Raw genomic sequence first — 25,163 nt, forward strand, 5'->3', positions numbered from 1 at the left:
GATTTTCCTATGGTGTTGTGCATTCTTTTTATCTTTCAGAGCTTGCTTCAATTCGTTAATTTGATATTCATTTAGTTCGACTTTCATACTTTATAGTATACAGCTATTTTTGTTTTTTGTTAAGTATAATACGTTAGAATATAGTGTCGATAAGAAAAACCAGAACACCTTAGGTGAACTGGTTTGGTTTTGACTGAAGTTGTCTACTTGAAAGAGTAGGTATTACTGAATTGGAGGTCTTTACCAACTTGTTGAATGTTTTGGTTGTACTTTTTGCTTCGGATCAATGAAATGGACTGCGTTGTTTACCGCGGTAGGGGCTTCACCAAATCCTGTGGTAATCATAGCTGCTTTGCCAGGATAGGTGCAGCAATCTCCAATAGCATAGATACCAGGAAGGTTGGTTTCTTGTTTCGTGTTGACCAAAATTTTATGACGTTCAAGTTCTAACCCCCATTCCTTCAAGTTTCCGATGGAAGATTTGAAGCCGTAATTAACAAAAATATGGTCCACCTCAAGGTGGTCTTTTTCTTTGGTCTTGCTGTGTTCAACTTCTAGATGGGTAATGGTTCTATCTTGTCCAACAAGGTCACTTGGGATAAATGGGGTACGAATATTGACACCGGACGCTTTGAGGTGAGAGACAGAGTGTTCAAGGGCGCGGAAGTTGTCCCGGCGATGTATGAGGGTTGTGTCGGCAATTTTTTCAAAGGCTAGTGCCCAGTCGACAGCTGAGTCGCCACCACCAAGGATGGCTACTTTTTTATCCTTGAATTGGTCTATATTTTGAACATGGTAGTGAATATTATCAAAATTCTCTGCCCCTTCGATCTCTAAAGGTCGAGCTTTAAAGGCACCGCCCCCCATGGCAATAATGACCGATTTTGACCGATGTTCCCCTTTGGATGTTACAAGTCGATAGTGGTCACTCGCTCTTTCAATTTCCAATAGAGTCTCTCCTAAACAGATTTCGGTTTTAAATGTGTTGAGCTGTTCAATAAGATTTTCGGTTAAACCTTGTCCTGTGATAGAAGGAAAACCAGGTAAATCAAGTATCGTCTTTTCTGGATAGAGAATGGCGGGTTGCCCTCCAAGTTGTTCCAAGGAATCAATGAGTTTCACCTTTGATTCTCGAAGATTGGCGTAGAAGGCAGCAAAAAGTCCTACCGGGCCACCGCCAATAATGGTAATGTCATAAATCTCAGACATGAGATCTCCTTTTTTCTTTATTTCTACGGATTATTCCTTCATTCATTTTATCAAAAAATAAAAAAAATAGACAAGATTGAGAAGGATAGTTGGATGTTTTTGATTGAAATTGATTGACATTGAAAAAAATTAGAGTATAATTGTTTTTGTAATCGATTTCATGAGGAGGGGATTTTATTCTTAAAGAAGAGCGTCATCATCGAATTCAAGAAGAATTAAGAAGTCAAGGCTTTGTTAGTTTAGATTTTCTGCAAGAATTATTACAAACGTCAGAATCCACCATTCGGCGAGATTTGGCAGAGCTAGAAAGTCAGGGGTTGTTGAAGCGGGTTCATGGTGGAGCTGAGCATCTTCGTTTTCTTTCCAAAGAGGAAAGTATGCAGGAGAAAGCCATCAAGCATGTATCTGAAAAGCAGGTCATTGCTAACTGTGCCTTAAAGCAGATTCAGGATGGAGAGACAATCTTTTTGGATGCTGGAACAACAACCGCCTTTTTAATTGAAGGTCTGGCTCAAAAATCTGTTCGGATAGTGACCAATTCGATCCACCATGCTGCTCGCTTGGTTGACTTACATGTGCCAACTTTGATGATTGGAGGTCAGATTAAGGAGACGACTGATGCTTGTATTGGAGCTTCAGCTTTGGAGCAAATCCAAGCTTTAAATTTTGATCGCGCTTTTATGGGAATCAACGGAGTGGACCAAGATTGGTTCTACACACCAGATCCAGAAGAAGCTGCTGTGAAAAAAGCAGTACTTCAGAATACATCAAAGTCGTATGTCTTGGTAGACCCTTCTAAATATTATCAGACTGCTTTTGTAAAAGTTGCTGGAGTTGAGGCTGCAACTATAGTGACATCAGCATCTCACTCCTCCCTCGTAAAACGATTAGTAGAGAAAACAGAGGTACTTGAAGTATGATTTATACAGTAACGCTCAATCCTTCTATTGACTTTATTGTTCGCCTTGATCATTTAGACCTTGGTCATGTGAATCGGATGGCATCGGATGATAAATTTGCGGGTGGTAAAGGAATTAATGTGAGCCGTATCCTTCAACGTTTGGGGAAAGACAATAGAGCTACTGGTTTTATTGGAGGTTTTACGGGTCGCTTTATCACCGATGTCTTAGATCAGGAAGGGATTGCCCATCGCTTTATCCAGGTATCTGGAGATACACGGATTAATGTTAAGGTAAAAGCTGATCAAGAAACGGAAATCAATGGACCCGGTCCTGAAATTGAGAGGGATTCCTTGGAGAGCTTAAAAGCACTATTGGCTAATCTTAGTGCGGATGATACAGTCGTTTTTGCAGGATCTAGTCCAGTTAATCTAGGGAATGTGATTTACAATGATTTGATTGCCCTTACCCGAGAGACCGGTGCTGAAGTTGTCTGCGATTTTGAAGGTCAGACCTTGATTGATTCATTGGCGCATCAGCCCCTTTTAGTTAAGCCGAATAATCACGAATTAGGAGCTATTTATGGCAAGGATTTGAAGGATTTAGATGAAATCCAAGAGTATGCTGGTAAGCTCATTCAGGCGGGAGCTCAGCATGTGATTATTTCCATGGCTGGAGATGGAGCCTTGCTGGTGACGGCTGATGAGGCCTACTTCGCAAAACCCATTAAGGGGGTCGTGAAAAATTCTGTTGGAGCAGGAGATTCTATGGTCGCGGGCTTTACGGGTGCTTATGTGGACACAGGCGATGCTCTGGAAGCTTTCAAATGGGGAGTAGCCTGTGGTACGGCTACGACCTTTTCAGATGATTTAGCAAGTGCTGCCTATATTCAGGAAATGTACCAACAAGTGGAGGTAGAAAAAAGATGAAAATTCAAGATTTATTGAAGCAAGAAGTGATGTTGCTAGACTTGCAAGCTCAAAGTAAGGAAGCTGCAGTTGATGAAATGGTTCAGTCCTTGGTGGATCATGGATATGTAACAGATTTCCAAGTTTTTAAAGATGGGATTATGGCTCGGGAAGCGCAAACTTCAACTGGACTTGGGGACGGTATTGCGATGCCGCATAGTAAAAATACAGCTGTGAAGGAGCCGGTTGTTCTGTTTGCGAAGTCTGCTAGTGGCTTGGACTACGAAAGTTTGGATGGCCAGCCAACAAATCTTTTCTTTATGATTGCTGCTCCAGAAGGTGCCAATGATACTCACCTAGCGGCTCTTGCTGATTTGTCTAAATACTTATTACAGGATGGTTTTGCAGAGCAGCTACGTCAGGCATCTAGCTCTAAACAAGTACGAGCACTCTTTGATGAGAAAGAAGAGGCTCAAGCAGCTCCAACGGATCTAGTAGATCAAGATGCAGATTTCTTGGTTGCGGTAACGGCTTGTACAACTGGGATTGCGCATACTTATATGGCTCAAGAAGCGCTTCAAAAACAAGCAGCTGAGATGGGCATTGCTATCAAAGTTGAAACCAATGGTGCTAGTGGTGTTGGAAATGCCTTGACAGATGATGATATTGCGCGTGCTAAAGGAGTCGTTATTGCTGCAGATAAGGCTGTTGAGATGGCTCGTTTTGCGGGTAAACCACTTGTTAACCGGCCTGTTGCGGATGGTATCCGTAAAACAGAAGAGTTGATTCAATTGGCACTGGATCCTGCAACTCCTGTCTATGAAGCTCGTCAAGAAGCGGCTCCTTCCGCTGCCCCATCTGGTGGCTCTAACCTCTACAAACATTTGATGAGTGGAGTTAGTCAGATGTTGCCCTTTGTGATTGGAGGCGGAATTCTAATTGCTTTGGCCTTTCTCTTTGACCAAATGTTGGGTGTGCCTCAAGATCAGTTGGCGAGTCTTGGCTCCTATCATCAAATTTCTGCCTTATTTAAGGAGATTGGTGGAGCTGCCTTTGGCTTTATGCTTCCAGTTTTAGCTGGTTATATTGCTTATTCGATTGCGGAAAAACCTGGCTTGGCAGCCGGATTTGTAGCAGGTGCCTTGGCTTCATCAGGTGCGGCTTGGGGCCACGTTCCCTTCGCTGTTGGTGGAGAGGCTAGCCTAGCTCTCAGTGGAGTCTCCTCAGGATTCCTTGGAGCTCTGGTAGGTGGATTCTTGGCAGGTTACGTTGTTAACTTCTTGAAAAAAGCTTTGGCGAACTTGCCACGTTCTTTGGAAGGCATTAAATCAATCCTTCTCTTCCCACTATTGGGAATTGGCTTGACTGGTTTCTTGATGCTCTTTGTTAACATTCCAATGGCAGCGATTAACACTGGCCTTAACAATTTCTTGGAAGGATTGTCAGGAAGCTCAGCTGTATTAGTAGGTCTTGTTGTTGGTGGGATGATGGCCATCGATATGGGTGGACCTTTCAATAAGGCTGCTTACATCTTTGGTACTGGTACCTTGGCAGCTAGTGTCGCTACAGGTGGTTCTGTTGTTATGGCAGCTGTTATGGCAGGGGGAATGGTACCCCCATTGGCAATCTTTGTAGCTACCTTGCTCTTTAAAAATAAATTTAGTGCAGAAGAACGCAACTCTGGTTTGACCAATATTATCATGGGTCTATCCTTTATTACAGAAGGTGCCATTCCATTTGCGGCGGCTGATCCAGCACGCGCTATTCCAAGCTTTGTGGCAGGCTCAGCCCTTGCAGGAGGTTTGGTTGGCCTTGCAGGTATTAAGTTAATGGCACCGCACGGGGGAATCTTCGTTGTTGCCCTTACCTCAAATCCACTTCTCTACCTTGTCTTTATCCTAATCGGAGCAGTGGTTTCTGGATTCCTCTACGGATATTTGAAAAAAACAAATTAAAATGAAAAAATGACTTTTCTGAAAAGAAAGGTCATTTTTTCATAGAAATAAAACATAATATTGAAAAGTGTTTAGATATTTGAGATAATAAAGACAAATGACAAGCCAAATGCTATAATAGAACTAGTATTTTTATGAGGAGAAAAGTCCATGGAATTAGTTCGTGATAAAATTTTTGTTAGTCAATACCATTATGATGCTCGTAACTTTGAGTGGGAGAAAGAAAATGGTGCTCCTGAAACGAAGATTGACGTAAATTTCCAACTCATTAGTCGTGATGAAGCTAGTCAGAAGACTTCAATGGTTGTTATTGTAAGCTTTATGGTTGTTTTTGATACTTTTGTAATCAGTGGTGTTATTTCCCAAACCAATCATGTGCAAAATCGTTTTATCAACGAACCAAGTGAACTAGAGCAAGCTGAGGTGCAGCAGTTGGCGGAGCCAAGTCTTGGTATGCTTAACCGCTTGACCTATGAAGTAACAGAAATTGCCTTGGATATGCCAGGTATTAATTTGGAGTTTTAAAAAATGAAGAAAGTTGCAGTGATTACCGATGCATCTGCTTATCTAACAGATTTAACAGATGCAAAGAATTTGTTTGTTCTAGATATTCCTGTCTTGATTGATGGGGAGACTTATCTAGAAGGCAAAAATCTGACTGCTGAAGAATTTTATGAAAAAATGGCGGCTTCTAAGGAACTGCCTAAGACGAGTCAACCAAGTTTAGCAGAGCTGGAAGCTCTCTTGCAGCAGTTGGAATTGGATGGCTATACTCATGTACTCGGTCTATTTCTTTCAAGTGGAATTTCAGGCTTTTACCAGAATATTCAATTTTTGAAAGATGAGTTTTCAAATTTAGAAATAGCCTTTCCAGATACCAAGATTACCAGTGCGCCGCTTGGTCTGATGGTTAAGACTGCGTTGGAAGTCCTTGAAGCTGGGCAAGATTTTGACAGGGTTCTTGAAAATATTCAAAAGCAAATTGACGGTGTCCAAGCTTACATCTTGGTAGATGATCTTAATCATTTGGTTAAAGGTGGACGGCTATCGAATGGTGCTGCTCTCCTAGGGAGTCTCTTAAGTATCAAACCGATCCTCTATTTTACAGATGAAGGTAAGATTGAGGTCTTTGAGAAAGTTCGGACTGAGAAGAAAGCGATGAAGCGCCTTTGTGATCTGGTTAGTCAGGAAATCACAAATGGGGACTATTATGTCGCGGTTATCCATTCTCACTGCGAAGATAAGGCCTTACAAATGCAGGCTCTTCTTCAGGAAGCTGGTGTAGTTGGAGAGATTCCTTTGGTAACTTTTGGAAGTATTATTGGAACCCATCTAGGTGCAGGTAGTGTTGCTGTCGGTTTCCTACCTCGTGTGCTCTGATTTTAATAGTAAATCAGGATTAGTGGACTTATTTTTATGAAATTAACAAGTTTGCCTTCTGAATTTCAGAAGGCTTTGCCTATATTAAGCAAAATTCAAGAGGCTGGTTTTCAAGCCTACTTTGTTGGTGGTTGTGTGCGGGATGTACTTTTGAATCATCCCATCCATGATGTAGATATTGCCTCCTCAGCTTATCCGCAAGAAATTAAAGATCTTTTTGAACGGACGGTCGATGTCGGTATTGAGCATGGGACTGTTTTAGTTCTGGAGGGTGGTCAGGAATATGAAATTACCACTTTCCGGACGGAAGAAGAGTATGTGGATTATCGTCGCCCGAGTCAGGTTCATTTTGTTCGTTCTTTGGAAGAAGATTTAAAACGGCGGGACTTTACGATTAATGCTCTGGCCTTGGATTCTGAGGGGCATCTCGTGGATCTTTTTCATGGGTTAGAGGATTTGGAAGCGAAAGTGATTCGAGCTGTTGGGTTAGCACAGGAGCGTTTTCAAGAGGACGCTTTACGAATCATGCGGGGATTTCGTTTTCAGGCTTCTTTAGGTTTTGATTTGGAGTCGGAGACCTTTCAAGCTATGATGGCTTGCGCCCCCTTGCTTGAGAAAATTGCCATTGAGCGTATTTTTATTGAGTTTGAAAAATTACTACTTGCGGATTCATGGGCAAGAGGTTTTTCTTCTCTCCTTGCTGCAAATGCCTTTCTCTATTTACCTGGTTTTGAGTTGGAGTCTCAGGGGCTCTATACTTTTTTGGAAAAAGTCCGATCAGATTTCAGTTTCACCAGTTCAGCGCAAGCTTGGGCGGCTATGTTGTATCACTTTGATAATAAGCAAGCTGGTCCGATTTTAAAGGCTTGGAAGACTTCTAGGGATTTTCAAAAACAAGTTTTAGAATTGCTTGAAATCCTCAAAAAACGTGAGAAGGGCCTTTTGTCCGCTTGGGATTGTTATATGTATCAGGATGATCTCCTGTACAAAGCTGAAGATATTCGAATGGCCATAAATCTGGAGACTAATTCTCAATATGTCACAGATACCTTAGCAGATTTAGCCATTCGAGATAAGCAAGAGATTGTGGTAACTGGTAGGACCTTAATACAAGAAGAGGGCATTCAACCTGGTCCTTTAATGGGACAAGCCTTAAAAGATGTTGAACGAGCTATCGTCAAGGGCGATTTACCAAATGAAAAAGCGGCTATTTTAGCCTTTGTAAAGGAGCGAATGCATGACTGATTTTATTGTGGAAGGTCTGACCAAATCGGTAGCCGATAAGGTCTTGTTTCGAGACATGTCCTTCATTATTCATCCGCAAGATCGGATTGGTTTGATTGGTCTAAATGGAACTGGTAAATCATCTCTTTTAGACGTACTCGCAGGTGTAGCGGGCTTTGATGGGGATCGCAGTCCTTTCCAGACTAAAACGGATTATGAGATTGCTTATTTGACACAGGAACCTGATTTCCAAGCTGGTGCGAGTATTTTAGAGACAGTTCTTTCGAGTAGACCCAAAGAGATGAGCTTATTAAAGGACTATCAAGAGCTGATGGAAACGTATGAAGAGTCGAAGCAGGATAGACTCGATCAGTTGGTTGCCCAATTAGAGGCTCAGGATGTTTGGGGACTGGAAAGCCAGGCTAAGACCATTCTTTCGAAGCTAGGTATGGAGGATATGCAGCAATCGGTAGATGACTTGTCTGGCGGACAGCGCCGCCGAGTGCAGTTGGCTCAGGTTCTTTTGCGGAAGGCGGATTTATTGTTGCTAGATGAGCCAACCAACCACCTCGATATTGATATGGTCGATTGGTTGGCCAATTACTTGACCAGTCATCAAAGCACCGTTTGTTTTATTACTCATGATCGCTATTTTTTAGATCAAGTTTCTAATCGCATTTTTGAATTGGACCAGGGACGACTTGCCGAATATCAAGGAAATTATCAGGATTATGTAGCTCAAAAAGCGGACGAGGAAGAACGGGCAGCTAGTGCGCAACACAAACGCCACCAGCTTTACAAACAGGAACTTTCTTGGATGCGTCGTCAGCCACAGGCGCGAGCGACTAAACAGGAGGCGCGTATCAAACGGTTTGAAAGTTTGAAAAAAGATATGGCTGCCTATCAGACAAAAGACGCGTTGGAAATTCAGTTCGAAACTAGTCGGATTGGAAAGAAAGTTTTGGAATTTAAAGATGTGAGTTTTGGCTATGGGCAGAAACTCCTTTTCCAAAACTTCAATCTTCTCATTCAAAATCGGGATCGGATTGGTATTGTTGGAGATAACGGGGTTGGAAAGTCCAGTCTCCTAAACTTGATTGCCGACCAGCTTGAACCAACTGCGGGTGAGCTGATTCGTGGAGAAACGATTAAAATTGCCTATTTTTCTCAATCTGCGGAGGATTTGGATGAATCCATGCGGATGATTGAATATCTGAGTCAGGTAGCTAGTGAGGCAAAGACATCCAGTGGGAGTGTCAGTGTTTCAGAATTGTTGGAGCAATTTCTCTTTCCGCGTTCCAGTCATGGAACCGTGATTGCTAAATTGTCTGGAGGAGAGAAGAAACGGCTTTACCTATTAAAATTACTGATTCAGCAACCAAATGTTTTGTTATTAGACGAACCGACCAATGATTTAGATATTGCGACATTAACCGTTTTAGAGACTTTTCTTCAGCAATTTGCTGGTCCAATTTTAACGGTCAGTCATGACCGCTACTTTTTAGATAAGGTTTCAACGAAACTCTTGGCTTTTGAAAGCGGTGAGATTCGAGAGTATTTCGGAAATTACACAGATTATCTAGATGAAAAGAAATTCAGGCAAGAACTCGTTCAAAAGCAGGAAACCCAGAGTAAGTCTAGCAAACCACGTGAGCGCTCGCAAGTGAAGCGGATGACTTACCAAGAGCAACAGGAATGGAAAGAGATTGAAGCCAAAATTGAAAATTTGGAAGCTGCTATTGAAGAAGTTGAAAGTCAAATGCAGGAGAATGCCAGTGATTACGGGGCCCTGGCTCCTCTCCAAACAGAACTAGAACAATTAAATGAAGACCTGCTTTATCAATATGAACGGTATGAATATCTCTCTTCTTTTGAATAAGAATGAAGTCGCTAGTAGATCTGGCGGCTTTTTTAGGTTGTGAAAGTGAGCAACTTACAGGTTTAAAGTGGTATCCTTTATAAAACCGCTTAAAATCAATGTTAATTAAACTTTTTCATATACTCAAAGTACCAGTAAAATCCTTGTGAAATAGGGTAAGATAAGGATATAATAGAGTCAAGGAAAGGAGAAATCATGAAAAAGAATTTGTCCATGCCCTTACATACGCAACTAACGGATCAATTGATGGAAGCGATTAGAGAAATGCGCATTCATGAGAAACTTAGCTCAGAGCGAGAGTTGTGCCAACAATTCCATGTTAGCCGTACAACGGTTCGTAAATCATTAGCAGAGCTCGAAGACCTTGGTTATATTTATCGTAAACATGGTCAAGGAACTTTTGTTTCAGGTTTATGGAGACGCAAGCAAAATCTCTTAGATTCTTACAATTTTAACCAACATATGGTGAATCTTGGTAAGGTTCCATCTGATCAGATCGAATATTTTGAACTGGTACAGGCCCATCAAAAAGTGGCCTCCTATCTTCATATCGAAGAACAAGATTTAGTTTATAAAATCAAACGTCTTCGTCTAGCTGATGGAGAAGCTATGATGTTTGAAACGACCTATATACCAGCTCATCTTTTTCCAGACTTGACCCAGGAGCGGATTCAGGAAAAGGGACTGTATAAGACCCTAGAGCAGGATTATGGTCAACGAATTGTGTATGCAGATGAACTTTTTTCTGCTGGCCAAATCGGTGAAAATGTGACCCAATACCTGAATCAACCGATTTCGACTCCCTGTCTGAATATTCGACGCGAAACTTATAATCAAGATCGTAACATTATTGAATTGACCTTTACAACTGCAAGAAGTGATCAATTTTCCTATAAAGTTCGTCATTTCAATACCTATTTGGATTAGGAGGTTCTTATGTTCCAAAAAACAATCGAACAATTGGAAACACTTGGTGCCCATATTACTACTAGAGAGATTCAACAACAACCGGAGCTCTGGCAAGAACTTTGGGAATCTTATGTAGAACAAGAAGAGGAGCTTCAAGCTTTCTTAAGCCATATTCTTGATCAGCATCAACGGATGCGTGTTATCTTTACGGGAGCTGGGACATCTGCTTATGTGGGCGATACAATCCTTCCGTACTTAAAGGAAGTGGTTGATGAAGACGTTTGGGATCTCCAAGCTGTACCAACAACCCACTTAGTGTCGAATCCACGACAGTTTTTGAAAAAAGAGATTCCGACGCTACTTGTTTCCTTTGCGCGTTCCGGAAATAGTCCTGAAAGTATTGGAGCTGTAGAAGTTGGGCAAGCCTTAGTAGATGATTTTTACCAACTGACTATTACCTGTGCTCCTGATGGGCAATTAGCTCAGAAGGCACAAGGGGATGACAAGAATTATCTATTTTTAATGCCTGCTGGCTCCAATGATCAAGGTTTTGCTATGACAGGAAGCTTTACCTGCATGAGTTTAGCAAGTCTCTTAGTATTTGATCCTAAACCATTGGAAACGAAAAAAGAATTTATCCAAGGGGTTATCAGTTTGGGAGAAAGCGCACTACAATTTGAAAGCGCTTTAGAGGCGATGGTGAAACAACCTTTCACACGTGTTGTTTATTTGGGTTCTGGAGCTTTTGCGGGAATGGCTCGTGAAGCGCAGTTAAAAATCTTAGAGTTGACAGCAGGTCGTATTGCAACTGGATTTGATTCTTCCCTAGGATTCCGTCATGGCCCTAAATCTTTCGTGGATAAGAACACTCTTGTATTTACCTTTGTTTCAAATGATACTCATACTCGTTTGTATGATCGGGATATTTTGTTTGAATTAGCAGGAGATCAGGTAGCGCAAGAAGTAGTTGCTGTATCTATTGGAAAAGTTGATGGTTTTGAAGGAACTCAACTTACCTTCGATAAAGCATATAGCTTTATTCCAGATGCTTATGTGGCCTTAGTCTTTGTGTTACTAGGTCAGACCCTTGCTCTTCACGCTTCTATTAAAGTTGGAAACTTACCAGACACACCTTCGCCAACTGGAACTGTGAATCGAGTTGTAAAAGGGGTTGTCCTCTATCCTTTAGAAAAATAAATAAGGAGAAAAACATGTCAAAATTTAATCCAAGTCCAACCAAAATCGCTGCTCTGGAGAAATTAGCTGATGAGAACGGAGTCATCGGTGCACTTGCCATTGACCAACGTGGTGCTCTTCAACGGATGTTGTCTCAAGGAGGACAATCATTAGGTGTGGAAGGAGTTGTTCACTTCAAGGAGTTGGTGAGTCAAGAGTTAACACCTTATGCATCTTCGATTCTATTGGATCCGGAATTTGGCTTACCAGCTTCACGAGTTCGTGCAGAAGGAGCTGGTCTATTGCTAGCTTATGAGAAAACTGGCTATGATGCTAGTGAACCAGGACGTTTCCCAGATTTAATTGATGACTTATCCGTTTTGAGAATCAAGGAAGCTGGCAGTGATGCTGTTAAACTTCTCCTATATTATGATGTGGATGAGGATGCGGCTATCAACGAGCGCAAGAAGGCCTTTGTAGAGAGAGTTGGGAGTGAATGCCTAGCAGAAGAGATTCCATTCTTTCTTGAATTACTGACCTATGATGCTCATTTAGAAGATGTAAGTGGAGCTGAATTTGCTCGATTAAAACCTCATAAAGTGAATGAGGCGATGCGAGAATTTTCAAAGGATGTCTATCAAGTTGATGTCTTGAAGGTGGAAGTTCCTGTGAATATGAACTTTGTAGAGGGCTTCAGTCAAGGTGAAGTGGTATATAGCAAGGAAGAAGCCGTTAAGGCTTTTCAAAAGCAAGCCCAGGCAACTCACTTACCATTTATTTTCTTGAGTGCCGGTGTCTCTGCTCAACTTTTCCAAAATACTCTTTATTTTGCTAAGGAAGCAGGCTCTAACTTTAATGGTGTGTTGTGCGGACGTGCGACCTGGAAAGATAGCGTAGCTATTTTTGCCGAACAAGGGGAGTCAGCTTGTCGGGAATGGCTTCAAACACAAGGACGTAAGAATATTGAGGACTTGAATGCAGTTTTGGCTGAAACTGCACAGTCATGGAAAACAAAACTTTAAATCAACAAACTAATATATTGACATTATCGAAAGAGAAGACTAGAATGAAAGTATAGAAAGCGCTTTCTATCTGATGAGGGAAGTTCTATGGAAACATTTTCAATTTCACAAGACTTTCTGTTGAACGAGCAGCCCTTTAAGATTTTATCAGGAGCCGTTCATTACTTTAGGATACCAAGAGCTGACTGGTATCATACACTTTATAATTTAAAAGCTCTGGGCTTTAACACAGTTGAGACTTATGTTCCATGGAATCTTCACGAAGCTCAGGAGGGGGGCTATGATTTTCAAGGAGAACTAGATCTAGGGGCATTCTTAGATTTAGCTCAAGAATTTGGCTTATATGCTTTAATTCGCCCTTCTCCCTATATATGTGCAGAATGGGAGTTTGGGGGGGTACCAGCTTGGCTATTGACGAAAAATATTCGCATTCGTTCAAGTGATCCAGGTTTTCTAAGCTATGTGGATTTGTATTACCATCAGCTAGGACCGATTTTAGCTCAACGACAACTGAACCGTGGGGGCAATATTCTCATGTTTCAAGTGGAAAATGAGTATGGATCCTATGGGGAAGACAAGGCTTACCTCAGACGGCTGAAAGGGCTAATGGAGAAGCAGGGCTGGAATATGCCTTACTTCACCTCAGACGGTGCTTGGTTAGCAACCTTACAAGCTGGAACCCTACTCGATGAAGGAATTTTGCCAACAGGTAATTTTGGTTCCAAAGCTGAGGAAAATTTTGCTAATCTACAAAACTTCATGCAGGAACATGATTTTCAAGGTCCACTTATGTGTATGGAGTTCTGGTTAGGTTGGTTTAATCGTTGGAAAGAACCGATTATTCAGCGTGATTCTAAAGAGACGGTTGCTGCAATCATGGATACTCTTAAACGTGGTAGCATTAACCTCTATATGTTTCATGGTGGCACCAATTTCGGGTTTATGAATGGAACTTCGGCACGGGGGAATCGAGATTTACCTCAGGTGACATCTTATGACTACGATGCTATTCTGGATGAGGTGGGGAATCCAACTGAGAAATATTATCTGCTCCAAGAAGCGATTCACCAATGGAACCCAGCCTTAGAGCAAAGTGAACCGTTGGTAAAGCCTATGATGGAGAACCGGGTTATACAAAAGAAACGCAGTGTGTCACTATGGTCTACCTTGAATCAGTTGACACAAAGTAAAAAGTCTTTGTATCCAATGAAAATGGAAGAATTGGGTCAAGCAACCGGCTATATCCTCTATCGGAAACAAGTCGCTTACGATGGTCACCCTCAATTCTACCGCTTGGTCGATGTTAGTGATCGGGCACAGGTTTTCATCAACCAAGTTCCTGTCGTTGTACAAGATCAAGATACAGTGGGTGATTCTTTTGAGTTTCATTCACAAGAAGCAAGCGATCAATTGGATATTTTGGTTGAGAACCAGGGACGTGTTAATTACGGTCATAAGCTCTTAGCAGCTAGCCAAGAAAAAGGTATTCGAACCGGTGTTATTAAAGATCTTCATTTTTTGATCAATTGGGAACAATTCCCGTTGTCTTTTGACAGTAACATGCTTAATCGTATTGATTTTGATGGAGATTGGGAATGTGGACAACCAGGTTTTCATGAATTTGAATTTGAGCTAGAAGAGCTCCTTTCTTGCCATATTGATGTAAGCGGTTTCGGGAAGGGGTTTATTTCGGTCAATGGGCACAATCTAGGTCGCTTTTGGGAGGTTGGTCCTTACCTTAGCTTATATCTACCAGCAGCTTTTTTAAAAAAAGGAATCAATACCTTGCTCGTATTTGAGAGTGAGGGAATGATCAAAGACAACATTCAACTCGGATCCAAGCCTGTTATTAAGGAAGGTTTGGAAGCACAAAAGGAGGAAAACTAATGGCAATTATCGCAACTCGAATCGATGGACGTCTTATCCACGGGCAAGTGGCTAATCTCTGGGCTTCAAAATTGAATATTTCTCGTATCATGGTGATTGATGACGAGGTTGCCCAAAATGATATTGAAAAAGCAGGCTTGAAATTAGCAGTGCCACCTGGAGTACGCCTTAGTATTTTACCAGTTGCTAAAGCAGCTGCTAATATTAATGCAGGAAAATATGACTCTCAACGTTTGATGATTGTAGCTCGTAAACCAGACCGCTTCTTAGAATTGGTGGAAAACGGAGTTGCTCTTGAAGAACTCAACGTTGGGAATATGTCTCAAAGTGACGAAACACGTTCAATAACTCGGAGTGTCAATGTCACTGATAAAGATGTTGAAGACTTTAAAGAATTACATGCCAAAGGGGTTAAATTGTATCATCAAATGGTTCCAAATGATGGGGCAGAAGACTTCATGGCCTTGCTAAACAAATAGTAGATAGGAGGAATCTTTTATGATTCAATGGTGGCAAATCTTACTTTTAACCCTTTATGCGGGTTACCAAATCTTGGATGAATTGACCATCGTGTCTTCAGCGGGATCACCTGTATTCGCTGGTTTTATGGCTGGTTTAATTATGGGAGATTTACAGACAGGTCTTTTCATTGGTGGATCTCTTCAATTGACCGTATTAGGTGTTGGAACTTTCGGGGGAGCTTCCCGTATTGATGCCAACTCAGGTACTGTTTTAGCAACTGCTTTCTCAGTTGCCCTTAAGATGGATCCATTATTGGCGATCTCAACCATTGCCGTACCGGTTGCAGCCTTGATGGTACAAACTGACGTTCTTGGACGTTTTACGACCACCTACTTTGCTCATCGAATTGATAAACATGTTGAGGATTTCAACTACAAAGGGATTGAAGTTAACTATCTACTAGGTGCTCTTCCTTGGGCTCTCTCTCGTGCTCTTCCAGTTTTCCTAGCACTTACTTTTGGAGCAGGAGCTGTTCAGTCCACAGTAGATTATTTGGAAACTTCCCTTCCTTGGTTAACCAAAGGTTTGACTGTGGCAGGTGGAGCTCTTCCAGGTGTTGGATTTGCAATCTTGCTTCGTTACCTTCCAGTTAAGAAACATTTCCCATATTTGATTGGTGGTTTCGTCATCACTGCCCTTTTGACTACTCTCTTTGGATATACCTCAACTTTGGGTACTGCAGTAGCTGGCTTGTCTGAAGACTTTACTGCGAAATTTAACGGACTATCCATTTTGGGAATTGCCTTGATCGGTTTTGCCATTGCTTCTCTTCACTACAAAAAACTCATTGAAGCACCAAAAGTAGTTGCGGCAGCCGACCCAAATGAGACAGAGGAGATTGAAGATGATGAAATCTAAATACCAATTAACCAAAGAAGATTTTAACCAAATCAATAAACGGAGTTTATTCACCTTCCAATTGGGTTGGAACTACGAACGGATGCAGGGATCTGGTTATCTCTATATGATTCTTCCGCAATTGCGTAAGATGTATGGTGATGGAACTGAAGAGCTTCAACAAATGATGAAAACGCATACTCAGTTCTTTAATACTTCCAACTTTTTCCATACAATTGTAACTGGTATTGATATTGCCTTGGAAGAAAAAGAAGGAGTTGCTTCTAAGGATGCTGTTTCTGGTATTAAAACCGCTTTGATGGGACCATTTGCAGCGATCGGAGATGCAATCTTTGCCGCTATCATTCCAGCCATTATGGGTGCGATTGCAGCTAATATGGCTATTGAAGGAAATCCAATCGGAGTCTTTCTTTGGGTAGCAGTATCCATGGCTATTAACGTTTTCCGTTGGAAACAATTGGAAATTGCTTATAAAGAAGGGGTATCCCTTGTAACAACCATGCAGTCACATTTGGAAGCATTGACTGACTCAGCTTCTGTATTAGGTATTTTCATGGTTGGGGCGCTTATTGCAACCATGATCAATGTCAAAATTGCTGCTGTACCAGAAGTGTTCGGCGTTCAATTAGATATTCAAAATTACCTTGATATGATCATGCCACGGATGGTACCAGCTTTGATTGCCGGTGGTGTTTACTGGCTTCTTGGTAAAAAAGGAATGTCTTCAACTAAGGCTATCTTTATCGTTATTGCAATCATTGTTGCTCTATCAGCACTTGGACAAGCAATCGGAATGGATATCCTAACGAAATAGAAAATGAGGCCACTATGGAAAAACAATTAATTTTGGTCAGTCACGGTCATTTTGCTACGGAATTGAAAAAAAGTACAGAAATGATTATGGGACCACAGGACAATATTCATGCAGTCGGTCTCTTGGAAAGTGAGGGTCCAGAAGACTTTCAAGCAAAAGTCGAGGCTATTCTCGCGGAACATGAAGGAGATGAGTTTGTCATTTTTGCAGATTTGCAAGGTGGAACTCCCTGTAATGTTGTCAGCCGCATGGTATTAGAAGGTGCTACATTGGATATCTACGCAGGTATGAATATGCCCATGGTCATTGCCTATCTCAATTGTTTGTGGACTGGACAGGAAGCAGACTTGGTAGAGAAGGCACGGCAGAATACCCTACACGTCAATTCCCTCTTATTTGGAGAGGACGATGACGATTTAGATGAGTAGTCCTTATCCTAGATTGAGAAGGTTGGTCTTCTCCAAATTGTAGGAAAACATGGGCAGAAAGCTGATTGCTCAAGGTTTGTGGAAACTGGGATCCCAAACTTTAGAGAGTCAGCTTTTTGTTTTTCTATTAAAAATTATGTAAACTAATGGTAGCAATGTTGAACTAAATTTAAAGAGGTAAGGGATGGAGACAGTAAAAGCGTTAGTAGTTGAAGCTCCAGGTGAGGTTGCAATCAAACAGCTTACTTTGGATAAACTTGGGTCTGGAAATGTTCTAATCAAGATTGCCTACTCTTCAATTAATTTTAAGGATATGCTCGCTTTAGAACCAAGGGGAGGAATTATTCGTGATTATCCGATGATTCCTGGAATTGATCTCAGTGGGTGGGTTGTAGCCAGCGATGATTCTAAGATTTCGGTCGGGCAGGAAGTTCTAGTGACGGGATATGGTCTTGGTGTGAATCATCCAGGAGGTTTTGCAGAATATGCTAGAGTACCTGCTGATTGGCTAATCCCCTTACCATCAGGGCTAAGTCTGAAAGAGGCTATGGTTTATGGAACGGCTGGAGTAACGGCCGCTATGTCTGTTATCGAACTAGAACAGGCGGGTATGTCTCCACAGCAGGAGCCTCGAATTCTGTTAACTGGAGCTAGTGGAGGTGTTGGAAGCCTTGCCCTCCAATTCTTGGTCAAGGCTGGCTATCAGAATGTCCAGGCCTTGATTCGCAAAGATTATCAGGCATCTCTTGTAGAAAACTTGGGGGCCAGTAAAATTTTATTGGCTTCAGATTTAGTATCCTCTGGAAAACCGTTGGAAAAGCAGGAATTTGACTATGTTCTAGATACAGTAGGTGGAGAAGTACTTTCACGGTTGCTTCCTAAAATTGCCTATGGAGGTGCAGTAACGACCTGTGGAAATGTGGGTGGTTTAAACTTGGAGACAACAGTGTTCCCTTTTATTCTTCGGGGAATTCGTCTCATTGGTATTGATTCTGTTGCCCTTGACCAAAAGAAACGCCAAAAAATCTGGTCCCTTCTAGCTAAAGAATGGAAACTTTCTAGCAATGAGGCTGTTAGAGTGGTCAGATTGGAGGATGTTGTGCAGGTTGCTCAGGAACTCAAGGCGGGGCAACATTTGGGGCGGACAATTGTAGAGATTTCTTGACAAGAATATAGGAAATCTATATAGTAGAAACAGCTAGAAGGAAAGGAGCCTGGTTGATGAAGCAGGGTAGTAAATGGGGAGTAATGGGTTCGGCTTGTATCTCCATCATATTAGGGATTTTTTTATTTTTGAACCCAAGTACTGACCTTAAGAATATCTTCTGGCTCTTATCAATTTCGATACTCTTTGACGGTATAACAGGCCTCTATTTTTATAGGGAACTACCAAGTAGGGCAAAATCAATTTGGTTGTTATTGGTTGTCGGAGCAGAAGTTCTGGTGGGAAGTTATCTTTTAGCTGGTGGAGTTTTAGGTTTGTCCTTAGTTATTCCGACTCTTTTAGGAATTTGGATTCTAGCACTCTCGCTTATTCGCTTGGGCCAGGCAATCAGTTTGCGCAAGGGCGTTCCGATTCTAACCAATTACCTATTTTGGTCTAGTATCCTTGGATTGGTTTTGGGCTTCTTTCTTATCAATCATCCAATGGTTGGAAGTGGCGTTGCAGCCCTTTTAGTTGCAGCTTCCTTTATCTATGTAGGTTTGGTGCAATTGATGAAGGTTTTGAATAGTTGAAGTAGCTGGGATTCCCCAGCTTTTTTAGAGGAAAATAATGAAACTTCAAGAATTAACTAGATACATAATGTCAGATACTATGAATCAGGAATATACAGAACAAGGTATTCTCCCACTCTTTCAATTACCTCAGTCCGCTAAAATCGTGTTGATTGGACAGGCTCCCGGTTTTCGGGCTCAAGAAAGTCAACTTTTATTTAATGATCCAAGTGGAGATAGACTTCGACAATGGATGGGAGTCGATCCTGATTGGTTTTACAATTCTGGGCAGCTTGCGATTTTACCGATGGATTTTTACTTTCCGGGTAAAGGAAAAAGTGGGGATTTACCACCTCGAAAAGAATTTGCAGAAAAATGGCACCCTCTTTGCCTAGAGGTTTTGAAAGACGTGGAACTGCCCCTCTTAATTGGCTCATATGCTCAAAAGTTTTATCTAAGAGACAAGTTCAAGGGAAATTTAACAGAAACGGTTCAACAATACTCGGATTATCTACCACAGTATTTTCCACTTCCCCATCCATCTCCTCGGAATAATATCTGGCTTAAAAAGAACCCCTGGTTTGAAGCAGAGGTTATTGTTGATTTGCAAAAAAAGATTCGTGAGATTAGCTCTAACCATTCATAAAGCAAGCGTTTGCCTCTTTTCAGGAAGGGGGATTTTTGATATACTAAAACCGATATAAAAATCGAAGGAGTTCGAAAATGGAGAAGAAAATCATCGGTATTGATCTTGGGGGAACATCCGTAAAATTTGCAATTTTGACACAGGCGGGTGAAATTCAAGAAAAATGGTCTATCAAAACCAATATTCTAGATGAGGGAAGCCATATTGTTCCAGAAATGATTGCTTCGATCAAACATCACTTGGAGCTATTGAATTTAACAGCTGAAAATTTCCTTGGAATCGGTATGGGTTCTCCGGGTGTTGTTGACCGTAAAGCTGGTACAGTTGTTGGAGCCTATAATCTTAACTGGAAAACTCTTCAGCCAGTAAAAAAACAGATGGAAGAAGGACTTGGTATTCCATTCTTTATTGACAACGATGCCAACGTTGCAGCACTTGGTGAACAATGGGTAGGTGCTGGTAGTAATGATCCAGATGTAGTTTTCATGACTCTTGGAACCGGTGTTGGTGGTGGTGTCATTGCTGATGGCAAACTGATTCATGGTGTTGCAGGTGCCGGTGGCGAATTGGGGCATATTGTCGTAGATTTTGATCAACCAATTATGTGTACCTGTGGGAAACCAGGTTGCTTGGAAACCGTTGCTTCAGCGACTGGTATTGTTAACCTGACTCGTCGTTATGCAGATGAGTATGCAGGAGATGCTCGTTTGAAACAATTAATCGATGATGGTGACGATGTAACGGCTAAAGTTGTCTTCGATCTCGCTAAAGAAGGGGATGAGTTGGCTTTGATTGTGTACCGTAATTTTTCTCGATATCTTGGAATAGCCTGTGCGAATATTGCTAGTATTCTAAATCCATCAACCATTGTTATTGGTGGCGGTGTTTCTGCAGCTGGAGATTTCCTCTTGAAAGGCGTAGAAGAAGTCTTTCAAGCAAATGCTTTTCCACAAGTAGCAAGCTCTACCAAGTTATCTTTGGCCCAATTGGGGAATGACGCAGGTGTCATTGGAGCAGCTTCCTTGGTTCGCCAATAATGAACGAAGAGGAATAGGAAAGAACTCTTTCACTCCCTCGCATAGTTGATTCGGTCAGATTAGGAGTGTGAAATAGGAACAATTGTAGTTTACTTTGCACTCAAACAAGCATCCAGTCGGTTGCCCCAATCAACCACTGCGTTAAAGAATGTTCATGAACTAAAAATTAGAGGCTGGTATGTTGCCCAGCCTCTTCTAACTTGAGAAGGAAATAGGCAATGACATACGCAGATGAAATATTTAAGACCAATATACGAAAAATTCTTGATGAAGGTGTTATGAGTGAGCAGGCTAGACCTCTGTATAAAGACGGTCGGCCGGCCCATTCGAAATACATTACGGGTTCTTTTGCTGAATATGATTTATCTAAAGGTGAATTTCCTATCACCAGCCTGCGACCAATTCCTATCAAATCGGCGATTAAAGAGATCTTGTGGATTTACCAAGATCAGTCCAACAGTCTAGACCTGTTAACTGAAAAATATGGAGTTCACTATTGGAATGACTGGGAAGTTGGCAATACTAGAACCATTGGACAACGATATGGAGCTGTTGTAAAAGAACATAGGATTATGGATCGTATCTTGGAACAACTCGCAGAAAATCCTTGGAACCGGCGGAATGTCATTTCTCTATGGGACTACCAAGCGTTTGATCAGACTGAGGGACTGTTACCGTGTGCTTTTCAAACGATGTTTGATGTTCGTCGGGTAGATGGAGATATCTATTTAGATGCTACTTTGACGCAACGTTCTAACGATATGCTAGTGGCTCATCACATTAATGCAATGCAGTATGTTGCTCTGCAAATGATGGTTGCCAAACATTTTGGGTGGAAAGTCGGAAAATTCTTTTACTTTGTCAATAATCTTCATATTTATGACAATCAGTTCCCACAAGCTGAGGAATTATTGAGTCGTATACCCACCTACCAATCCCCTCGGTTGATGTTACATGTTCCAGATGGGACTAATTTTTATGATATAAGAATTGAGGATTTTGAATTGGTTGATTATGATCCAGTTCATCCACAATTGAAATTTGATTTAGCAATATGATTGATTTGAAAAAATATGGTATCGAAATGTGGCCTGAAGAGAAGATTCAGGCTTTTCGGTTGGCCTTGCTTCATTGGTATGATCAAGAAAAAAGGGATTTGCCTTGGAGAGAAAATACAGATCCTTACCGTATATGGGTTTCGGAAATTATGCTTCAGCAGACTCGTGTTGATACAGTAATTCCTTATTTTCATCGTTTTCTGAAAACATTTCCGACGATTCAAGACTTGGCAGCTGCCGAAGAAGAAATTCTGTTAAAAACCTGGGAAGGACTAGGTTATTATTCGCGAGTTCGGAATATGCAGACGGCAGCTCAAACGCTGGTCGAGGAGTATCAGGGACGTTTCCCAGAAACCATTGAAGAGATTCGAAAACTGAAAGGAATTGGTCCTTATACTGCAGGAGCTATCGCAAGTATCGCTTTTAATTTACCGGAACCAGCTGTTGATGGTAATGTGATGCGGGTATTGGCGAGGCTTTTTGAAGTCAACCTGGACATTGGAAATCCAACGAATCGGAAGGTTTTTCAAGCTATGATGGAAGTGTTGATTGATCCTCAACGACCAGGAGACTTTAATCAAGCCTTGATGGATCTTGGATCTGACATTGAAGCTCCAGTTAATCCAAGACCAGAAGAAAGTCCCGTTAAAGAATTTTCAGCAGCTTATTTACATGGAACGACGGATAAATATCCCATTAAGGCTCCCAAGAAAAAGCCAGTACCGATTTATTTGAAGGCTTTTATTCTGCAAAATCAAGAGGGTAAATTCCTTCTGGAAAAAAATGATCACAGTAAACTCCTAGCAGGTTTTTGGCATTTTCCCCTATTAGAAGTAGAGGAGGAACCAGAAGTGGATCTGTTTCACCCAATACTTGAGGTTAGTGAGGCTGTGGATGCACGCACGCGTCTTGAAGCGGACTATCCTTTCACGATTGAGTGGGAGGAATACCAATTCCCACAAGTAAAACATGTCTTTAGTCATCGTAAATGGCATATTGACATCCAGCTAGGACAAGTGAAGGGAACTCCAGAGTTACCAGATGGTAGCCTTTGGTTATCCGCAGAGGAATTCAGTTCTTACCCTTTGGCTAGACCTCAACAAAAAATTTGGGAAATGTTTCTAAGCCAGAAAACTGATGGTTTTTGACAAAGCTACTTGGAAAGAAATAAGATCATAGGAATTGTATTATAGTTTTAAGTTTAGTGAGGGTATTTCAGCCTTAATGTATAGGAGTGCTCTGTTACTTTATATGAAATTTAGGATAGCTATCTGAAATAGGGCATAGAATAGGCTCATTTCTTTATCGCCTGCTACCAAAAGAGTTACAAACTGAGGTAACTCTTTTTCCTTTTTTCTGTAGGCATATTCGATTGTTTCTTTAAATAGTTTCAGATGTTCCGCAGTCATTCGATATCTTTAGCTTTTAATGACAGGCTTAAATAATCTTTGTATTTTATGAAAACTATTATGTTTTTAAAAACTATTGACAAGACCGTTCATAAGTGTGTAATTAGAACAGTTCTAAATAAAAAACAGGGTGCGACATAGAAAGACTTTGGGAAAAATCTGTTAGGAATTACTAGTGACAAAAGAAGGTTAGGAAATCGTCTCACAATGTCATCAATCGTGGAGAAGAGGATTGACAACTCGACGTTATCTATAGCCTTGTTCATAAAAGTCAAGTTCTTGAAATTGTAGAAGAGGAAGTAGGAGAGTATGGATATGCATTCATCTAATTTGATTCAATTAGAGACGATTGGCTTTTCCCATGAAGGAAAGTCGATTTTAGAAGACATCACTTTTTCCATTAGTGAAGGGGAGCGTGTTCAATTAGTGGGACCATCAGGTAGTGGAAAAAGTACGATTTTGAAATTAATTGCAGGAATTCAATCTCCTACACAAGGTCAAATTTTCTACCAAGGACGGAATCTGGATGATCTGGATATGCCAGTTTATCGACGTAGTGTATACTATTGTTACCAGCAACCGGTTCTTTTTGGAACAACAGTCGAGGATAATTTGGCTTTCCCTTACCAAATTTGGCAACAAGATTTTGATTCAGAGCAGGCTCTTCTTGCGCTTTCTTCCGTTGATTTATCAGAAGATTTTTTATAGAAAAAAAATCATTGAATTATCCGGTGGAGAGAAACAACGGGTTGCTCTTATCCGGAATCTGTTATTTGAACCAGATGTCTTGTTGTTGGATGAAATTACAGCAGGGCTTGATCCACGAACTAAGGACATTGTTCGCGAGCTTCTGGAAAATTACCATGCTAAAGGAAAAACATTAATAGAAGTTGGTCATGATCAAGATGAGATCATGCAGGCGAAACGTATTATTTCCATTCAAGGAGGGAGAATGCAATCATGACATCTGTATCCGTTGATAATCTATCACTGGCTTTGGTTTTTGGATTGGTATTAGTGGCGCTTGCAATTAGCCAAAAGGAAAGACAAGACTTAACCAAGGATATTCTGTGGGCAGTTGGTCGCACAGTTGTCCAACTTTTTTTGGTGGGTTATGTTTTGCATTTTATCTTTGCAGCTTCTAATGCGGTACTTAGTCTCGCTATGGTTTTGGTTATTCTTTTCAATGCTAGTCGGCAGGCTAATAAGCGGGATCCTATTCCCAATAAGAAACAAATATATCCATTCTTAGCCCTCCTAGTATCAACTGGACTGACTCTTTCTATTCTGATTTTATCAGGAGCTATTCAATTTATTCCGTCTTAGGTGATTCCAATAACAGGGATGTTGGCTAGTAATGCCATGACAGCTATCGGTTTGTCTTATCGAGCTATGTATCGATCTTTTACAGATAATCGTCAAGCGGTCTTGGAAGAATTGAGTTTAGGCGCTCCTATTAAATTGGTGTCTCAAGATATATTACGAGAATCCATTCGTACGGGGATGCAGCCTACGATTGATTCTGCCAAAACAGTTGGACTAGTGAGTTTACCTGGAATGATGTCAGGGTTAATTTTCGCTGGAGTAGATCCAGTCGAAGCGATTCGCTATCAAATCATGGTCATGTTTATGCTCTTGTCTGCGACTAGTATAGCCTCTATGTTGCCTTCTTATGCAGCCAATAAAACGTATTTTAATGACAAGGCTCAATTAATTTTAGTGTAAGACCATTTCAAGATTTGAATATGTCATTCTCGTGGTAGACTTGTCGTTCAGTTTTCATCTGAGAAGTTCCAGAGCAGCCAGTCTTATTGGTCTATAAAGTGTAGTCCAATTTGTCAGCTGACACCTTACTTCAGATTTCGAATAGTTTTGGATATAATACTCATTCAGAATCAAAATTAGCAGATATCCATTCTCTATGGACAATCGATCGTAAGCGAGTAGTTGATAAGCTTTGGATAACTTCTTGCAACTGATCAATGACGTCATTCAATGATTTAAATGCTTTGTTCTTAAATCCTAATTTCCGAATCTCTGCCCAAACTTGTTCAATCGGATTCATCTCTGGTGTATAAGGTGGAATAAATGTAAATTCAATATTGCTAGGAATATCCAATGTCTGTGATTTATGCCAAACCGCATTATCCATCACCAAAATAATATAGTCGTTAGGGTAAGCTTCTGACAGTTGTCGTAAAAATTCATTCATCCAAGCCGTATTACA

Annotated in this window: 23 protein-coding genes and 2 pseudogenes; 23 read left to right on the forward strand and 2 right to left on the reverse strand. The window is 41.1% G+C overall.

Going from position 1 to position 25,163, the window contains the following annotated elements; genetic code table 11:
- Positions 1 to 240: 240 nt before the first annotated feature.
- Entirely contained in the window at positions 241 to 1,209 is a 969-nt protein-coding gene (locus E4T71_RS04460) for an NAD(P)/FAD-dependent oxidoreductase (protein ID WP_135037415.1), read from the reverse strand.
- A 176-nt stretch (positions 1,210 to 1,385) separates the two neighbouring features.
- Between E4T71_RS04460 and E4T71_RS04465 the strand changes: the two genes are divergently transcribed.
- From E4T71_RS04465 to fetB, 23 genes and pseudogenes are all read left to right on the forward strand, one after another.
- On the forward strand, positions 1,386 to 2,129 hold the full coding sequence (locus E4T71_RS04465; protein WP_135037418.1) for a DeoR/GlpR family DNA-binding transcription regulator: 744 nt from the start codon (positions 1,386 to 1,388) through the stop codon (positions 2,127 to 2,129).
- The gene (pfkB, locus tag E4T71_RS04470; RefSeq protein ID WP_135037422.1) at positions 2,126 to 3,037 is read left to right on the forward strand and encodes a 1-phosphofructokinase; all 912 of its coding nucleotides are present in this window, start codon (positions 2,126 to 2,128) and stop codon (positions 3,035 to 3,037) included. Before E4T71_RS04465 ends, pfkB begins: the two co-directional genes overlap by 4 nt.
- Positions 3,034 to 4,971: a fructose-specific PTS transporter subunit EIIC gene (locus tag E4T71_RS04475; RefSeq protein WP_135037425.1), complete on the forward strand. Its 1,938-nt coding sequence runs from the start codon at positions 3,034 to 3,036 to the stop codon at positions 4,969 to 4,971. Before pfkB ends, E4T71_RS04475 begins: the two co-directional genes overlap by 4 nt.
- Before the next feature lie 150 nt (positions 4,972 to 5,121).
- Positions 5,122 to 5,496, forward strand: a complete 375-nt coding sequence (locus tag E4T71_RS04480) for a DUF1149 family protein (RefSeq protein ID WP_135037428.1) — start codon at positions 5,122 to 5,124, stop codon at positions 5,494 to 5,496.
- 3 nt (positions 5,497 to 5,499) lie between these two features.
- On the forward strand, positions 5,500 to 6,351 hold the full coding sequence (locus E4T71_RS04485; RefSeq protein ID WP_135037431.1) for a DegV family protein: 852 nt from the start codon (positions 5,500 to 5,502) through the stop codon (positions 6,349 to 6,351).
- Positions 6,352 to 6,387: 36 nt separating this feature from the next.
- On the forward strand, positions 6,388 to 7,596 hold the full coding sequence (locus E4T71_RS04490) for a CCA tRNA nucleotidyltransferase (protein ID WP_135037433.1): 1,209 nt from the start codon (positions 6,388 to 6,390) through the stop codon (positions 7,594 to 7,596).
- Positions 7,589 to 9,454, forward strand: coding sequence for an ABC-F family ATP-binding cassette domain-containing protein (locus tag E4T71_RS04495; RefSeq protein WP_135037436.1), 1,866 nt, complete (start codon positions 7,589 to 7,591; stop codon positions 9,452 to 9,454). The genes E4T71_RS04490 and E4T71_RS04495 overlap by 8 nt, the downstream gene beginning before the upstream one ends.
- Before the next feature lie 195 nt (positions 9,455 to 9,649).
- Entirely contained in the window at positions 9,650 to 10,381 is a 732-nt protein-coding gene (locus E4T71_RS04500; RefSeq protein ID WP_135037439.1) for a GntR family transcriptional regulator, read from the forward strand.
- 9 nt (positions 10,382 to 10,390) lie between these two features.
- Positions 10,391 to 11,560 (forward strand): SIS domain-containing protein, encoded by a 1,170-nt coding sequence (locus E4T71_RS04505; protein ID WP_135037441.1) that lies wholly within the window; start codon positions 10,391 to 10,393, stop codon positions 11,558 to 11,560.
- A 14-nt stretch (positions 11,561 to 11,574) separates the two neighbouring features.
- Positions 11,575 to 12,561 carry a tagatose-bisphosphate aldolase gene (gene lacD, locus E4T71_RS04510; RefSeq protein WP_135037444.1) on the forward strand — a complete coding sequence of 329 codons (987 nt, stop codon included), beginning with the start codon at positions 11,575 to 11,577 and terminating at the stop codon, positions 12,559 to 12,561.
- A gap of 87 nt (positions 12,562 to 12,648) precedes the next feature.
- On the forward strand, positions 12,649 to 14,448 hold the full coding sequence (locus E4T71_RS04515) for a beta-galactosidase family protein (RefSeq protein WP_135037447.1): 1,800 nt from the start codon (positions 12,649 to 12,651) through the stop codon (positions 14,446 to 14,448).
- Positions 14,448 to 14,927 carry a PTS sugar transporter subunit IIB gene (locus E4T71_RS04520; protein ID WP_135037450.1) on the forward strand — a complete coding sequence of 160 codons (480 nt, stop codon included), beginning with the start codon at positions 14,448 to 14,450 and terminating at the stop codon, positions 14,925 to 14,927. Before E4T71_RS04515 ends, E4T71_RS04520 begins: the two co-directional genes overlap by 1 nt.
- 19 nt (positions 14,928 to 14,946) lie before the next feature.
- On the forward strand, positions 14,947 to 15,828 hold the full coding sequence (locus tag E4T71_RS04525; RefSeq protein ID WP_135037452.1) for a PTS sugar transporter subunit IIC: 882 nt from the start codon (positions 14,947 to 14,949) through the stop codon (positions 15,826 to 15,828).
- Positions 15,815 to 16,642, forward strand: coding sequence for a PTS system mannose/fructose/sorbose family transporter subunit IID (locus tag E4T71_RS04530; RefSeq protein WP_135037455.1), 828 nt, complete (start codon positions 15,815 to 15,817; stop codon positions 16,640 to 16,642). The genes E4T71_RS04525 and E4T71_RS04530 overlap by 14 nt, the downstream gene beginning before the upstream one ends.
- 14 nt (positions 16,643 to 16,656) lie before the next feature.
- Positions 16,657 to 17,070 carry a PTS sugar transporter subunit IIA gene (locus E4T71_RS04535; protein ID WP_135037458.1) on the forward strand — a complete coding sequence of 138 codons (414 nt, stop codon included), beginning with the start codon at positions 16,657 to 16,659 and terminating at the stop codon, positions 17,068 to 17,070.
- Between the two features lie 184 nt (positions 17,071 to 17,254).
- Positions 17,255 to 18,235 (forward strand): YhdH/YhfP family quinone oxidoreductase, encoded by a 981-nt coding sequence (locus tag E4T71_RS04540; protein ID WP_135037461.1) that lies wholly within the window; start codon positions 17,255 to 17,257, stop codon positions 18,233 to 18,235.
- Between the two features lie 56 nt (positions 18,236 to 18,291).
- Entirely contained in the window at positions 18,292 to 18,807 is a 516-nt protein-coding gene (locus tag E4T71_RS04545) for an HdeD family acid-resistance protein (protein ID WP_135037464.1), read from the forward strand.
- Positions 18,808 to 18,841: 34 nt separating this feature from the next.
- Complete coding sequence (locus E4T71_RS04550) at positions 18,842 to 19,432, forward strand: uracil-DNA glycosylase family protein (RefSeq protein WP_135037468.1); 591 nt, start codon at positions 18,842 to 18,844, stop codon at positions 19,430 to 19,432.
- A 77-nt stretch (positions 19,433 to 19,509) separates the two neighbouring features.
- Positions 19,510 to 20,469 (forward strand): ROK family glucokinase, encoded by a 960-nt coding sequence (locus E4T71_RS04555; protein ID WP_135037471.1) that lies wholly within the window; start codon positions 19,510 to 19,512, stop codon positions 20,467 to 20,469.
- Positions 20,470 to 20,687: 218 nt separating this feature from the next.
- Positions 20,688 to 21,527, forward strand: coding sequence for a thymidylate synthase (locus E4T71_RS04560; protein ID WP_135037474.1), 840 nt, complete (start codon positions 20,688 to 20,690; stop codon positions 21,525 to 21,527).
- Positions 21,524 to 22,675: an A/G-specific adenine glycosylase gene (gene mutY, locus E4T71_RS04565; protein ID WP_135037477.1), complete on the forward strand. Its 1,152-nt coding sequence runs from the start codon at positions 21,524 to 21,526 to the stop codon at positions 22,673 to 22,675. The genes E4T71_RS04560 and mutY overlap by 4 nt, the downstream gene beginning before the upstream one ends.
- A gap of 576 nt (positions 22,676 to 23,251) precedes the next feature.
- Positions 23,252 to 23,900, forward strand: a pseudogene (locus tag E4T71_RS04570) (ATP-binding cassette domain-containing protein).
- Positions 23,897 to 24,661 (forward strand): annotated as a pseudogene (gene fetB, locus E4T71_RS04575) (iron export ABC transporter permease subunit FetB). Before E4T71_RS04570 ends, fetB begins: the two co-directional pseudogenes overlap by 4 nt.
- A 160-nt stretch (positions 24,662 to 24,821) precedes the next feature.
- On the opposite strand, the gene E4T71_RS04580 reads toward fetB, so the two are convergent.
- The coding region (locus E4T71_RS04580; RefSeq protein WP_194181234.1) for a transposase at positions 24,822 to 25,163 on the reverse strand (342 nt) is incomplete at its 5' end.

It is taken from the genome of Streptococcus sp. WM07, from assembly GCF_004570525.1.
Classification (GTDB): Bacteria; Bacillota; Bacilli; order Lactobacillales; family Streptococcaceae; genus Streptococcus.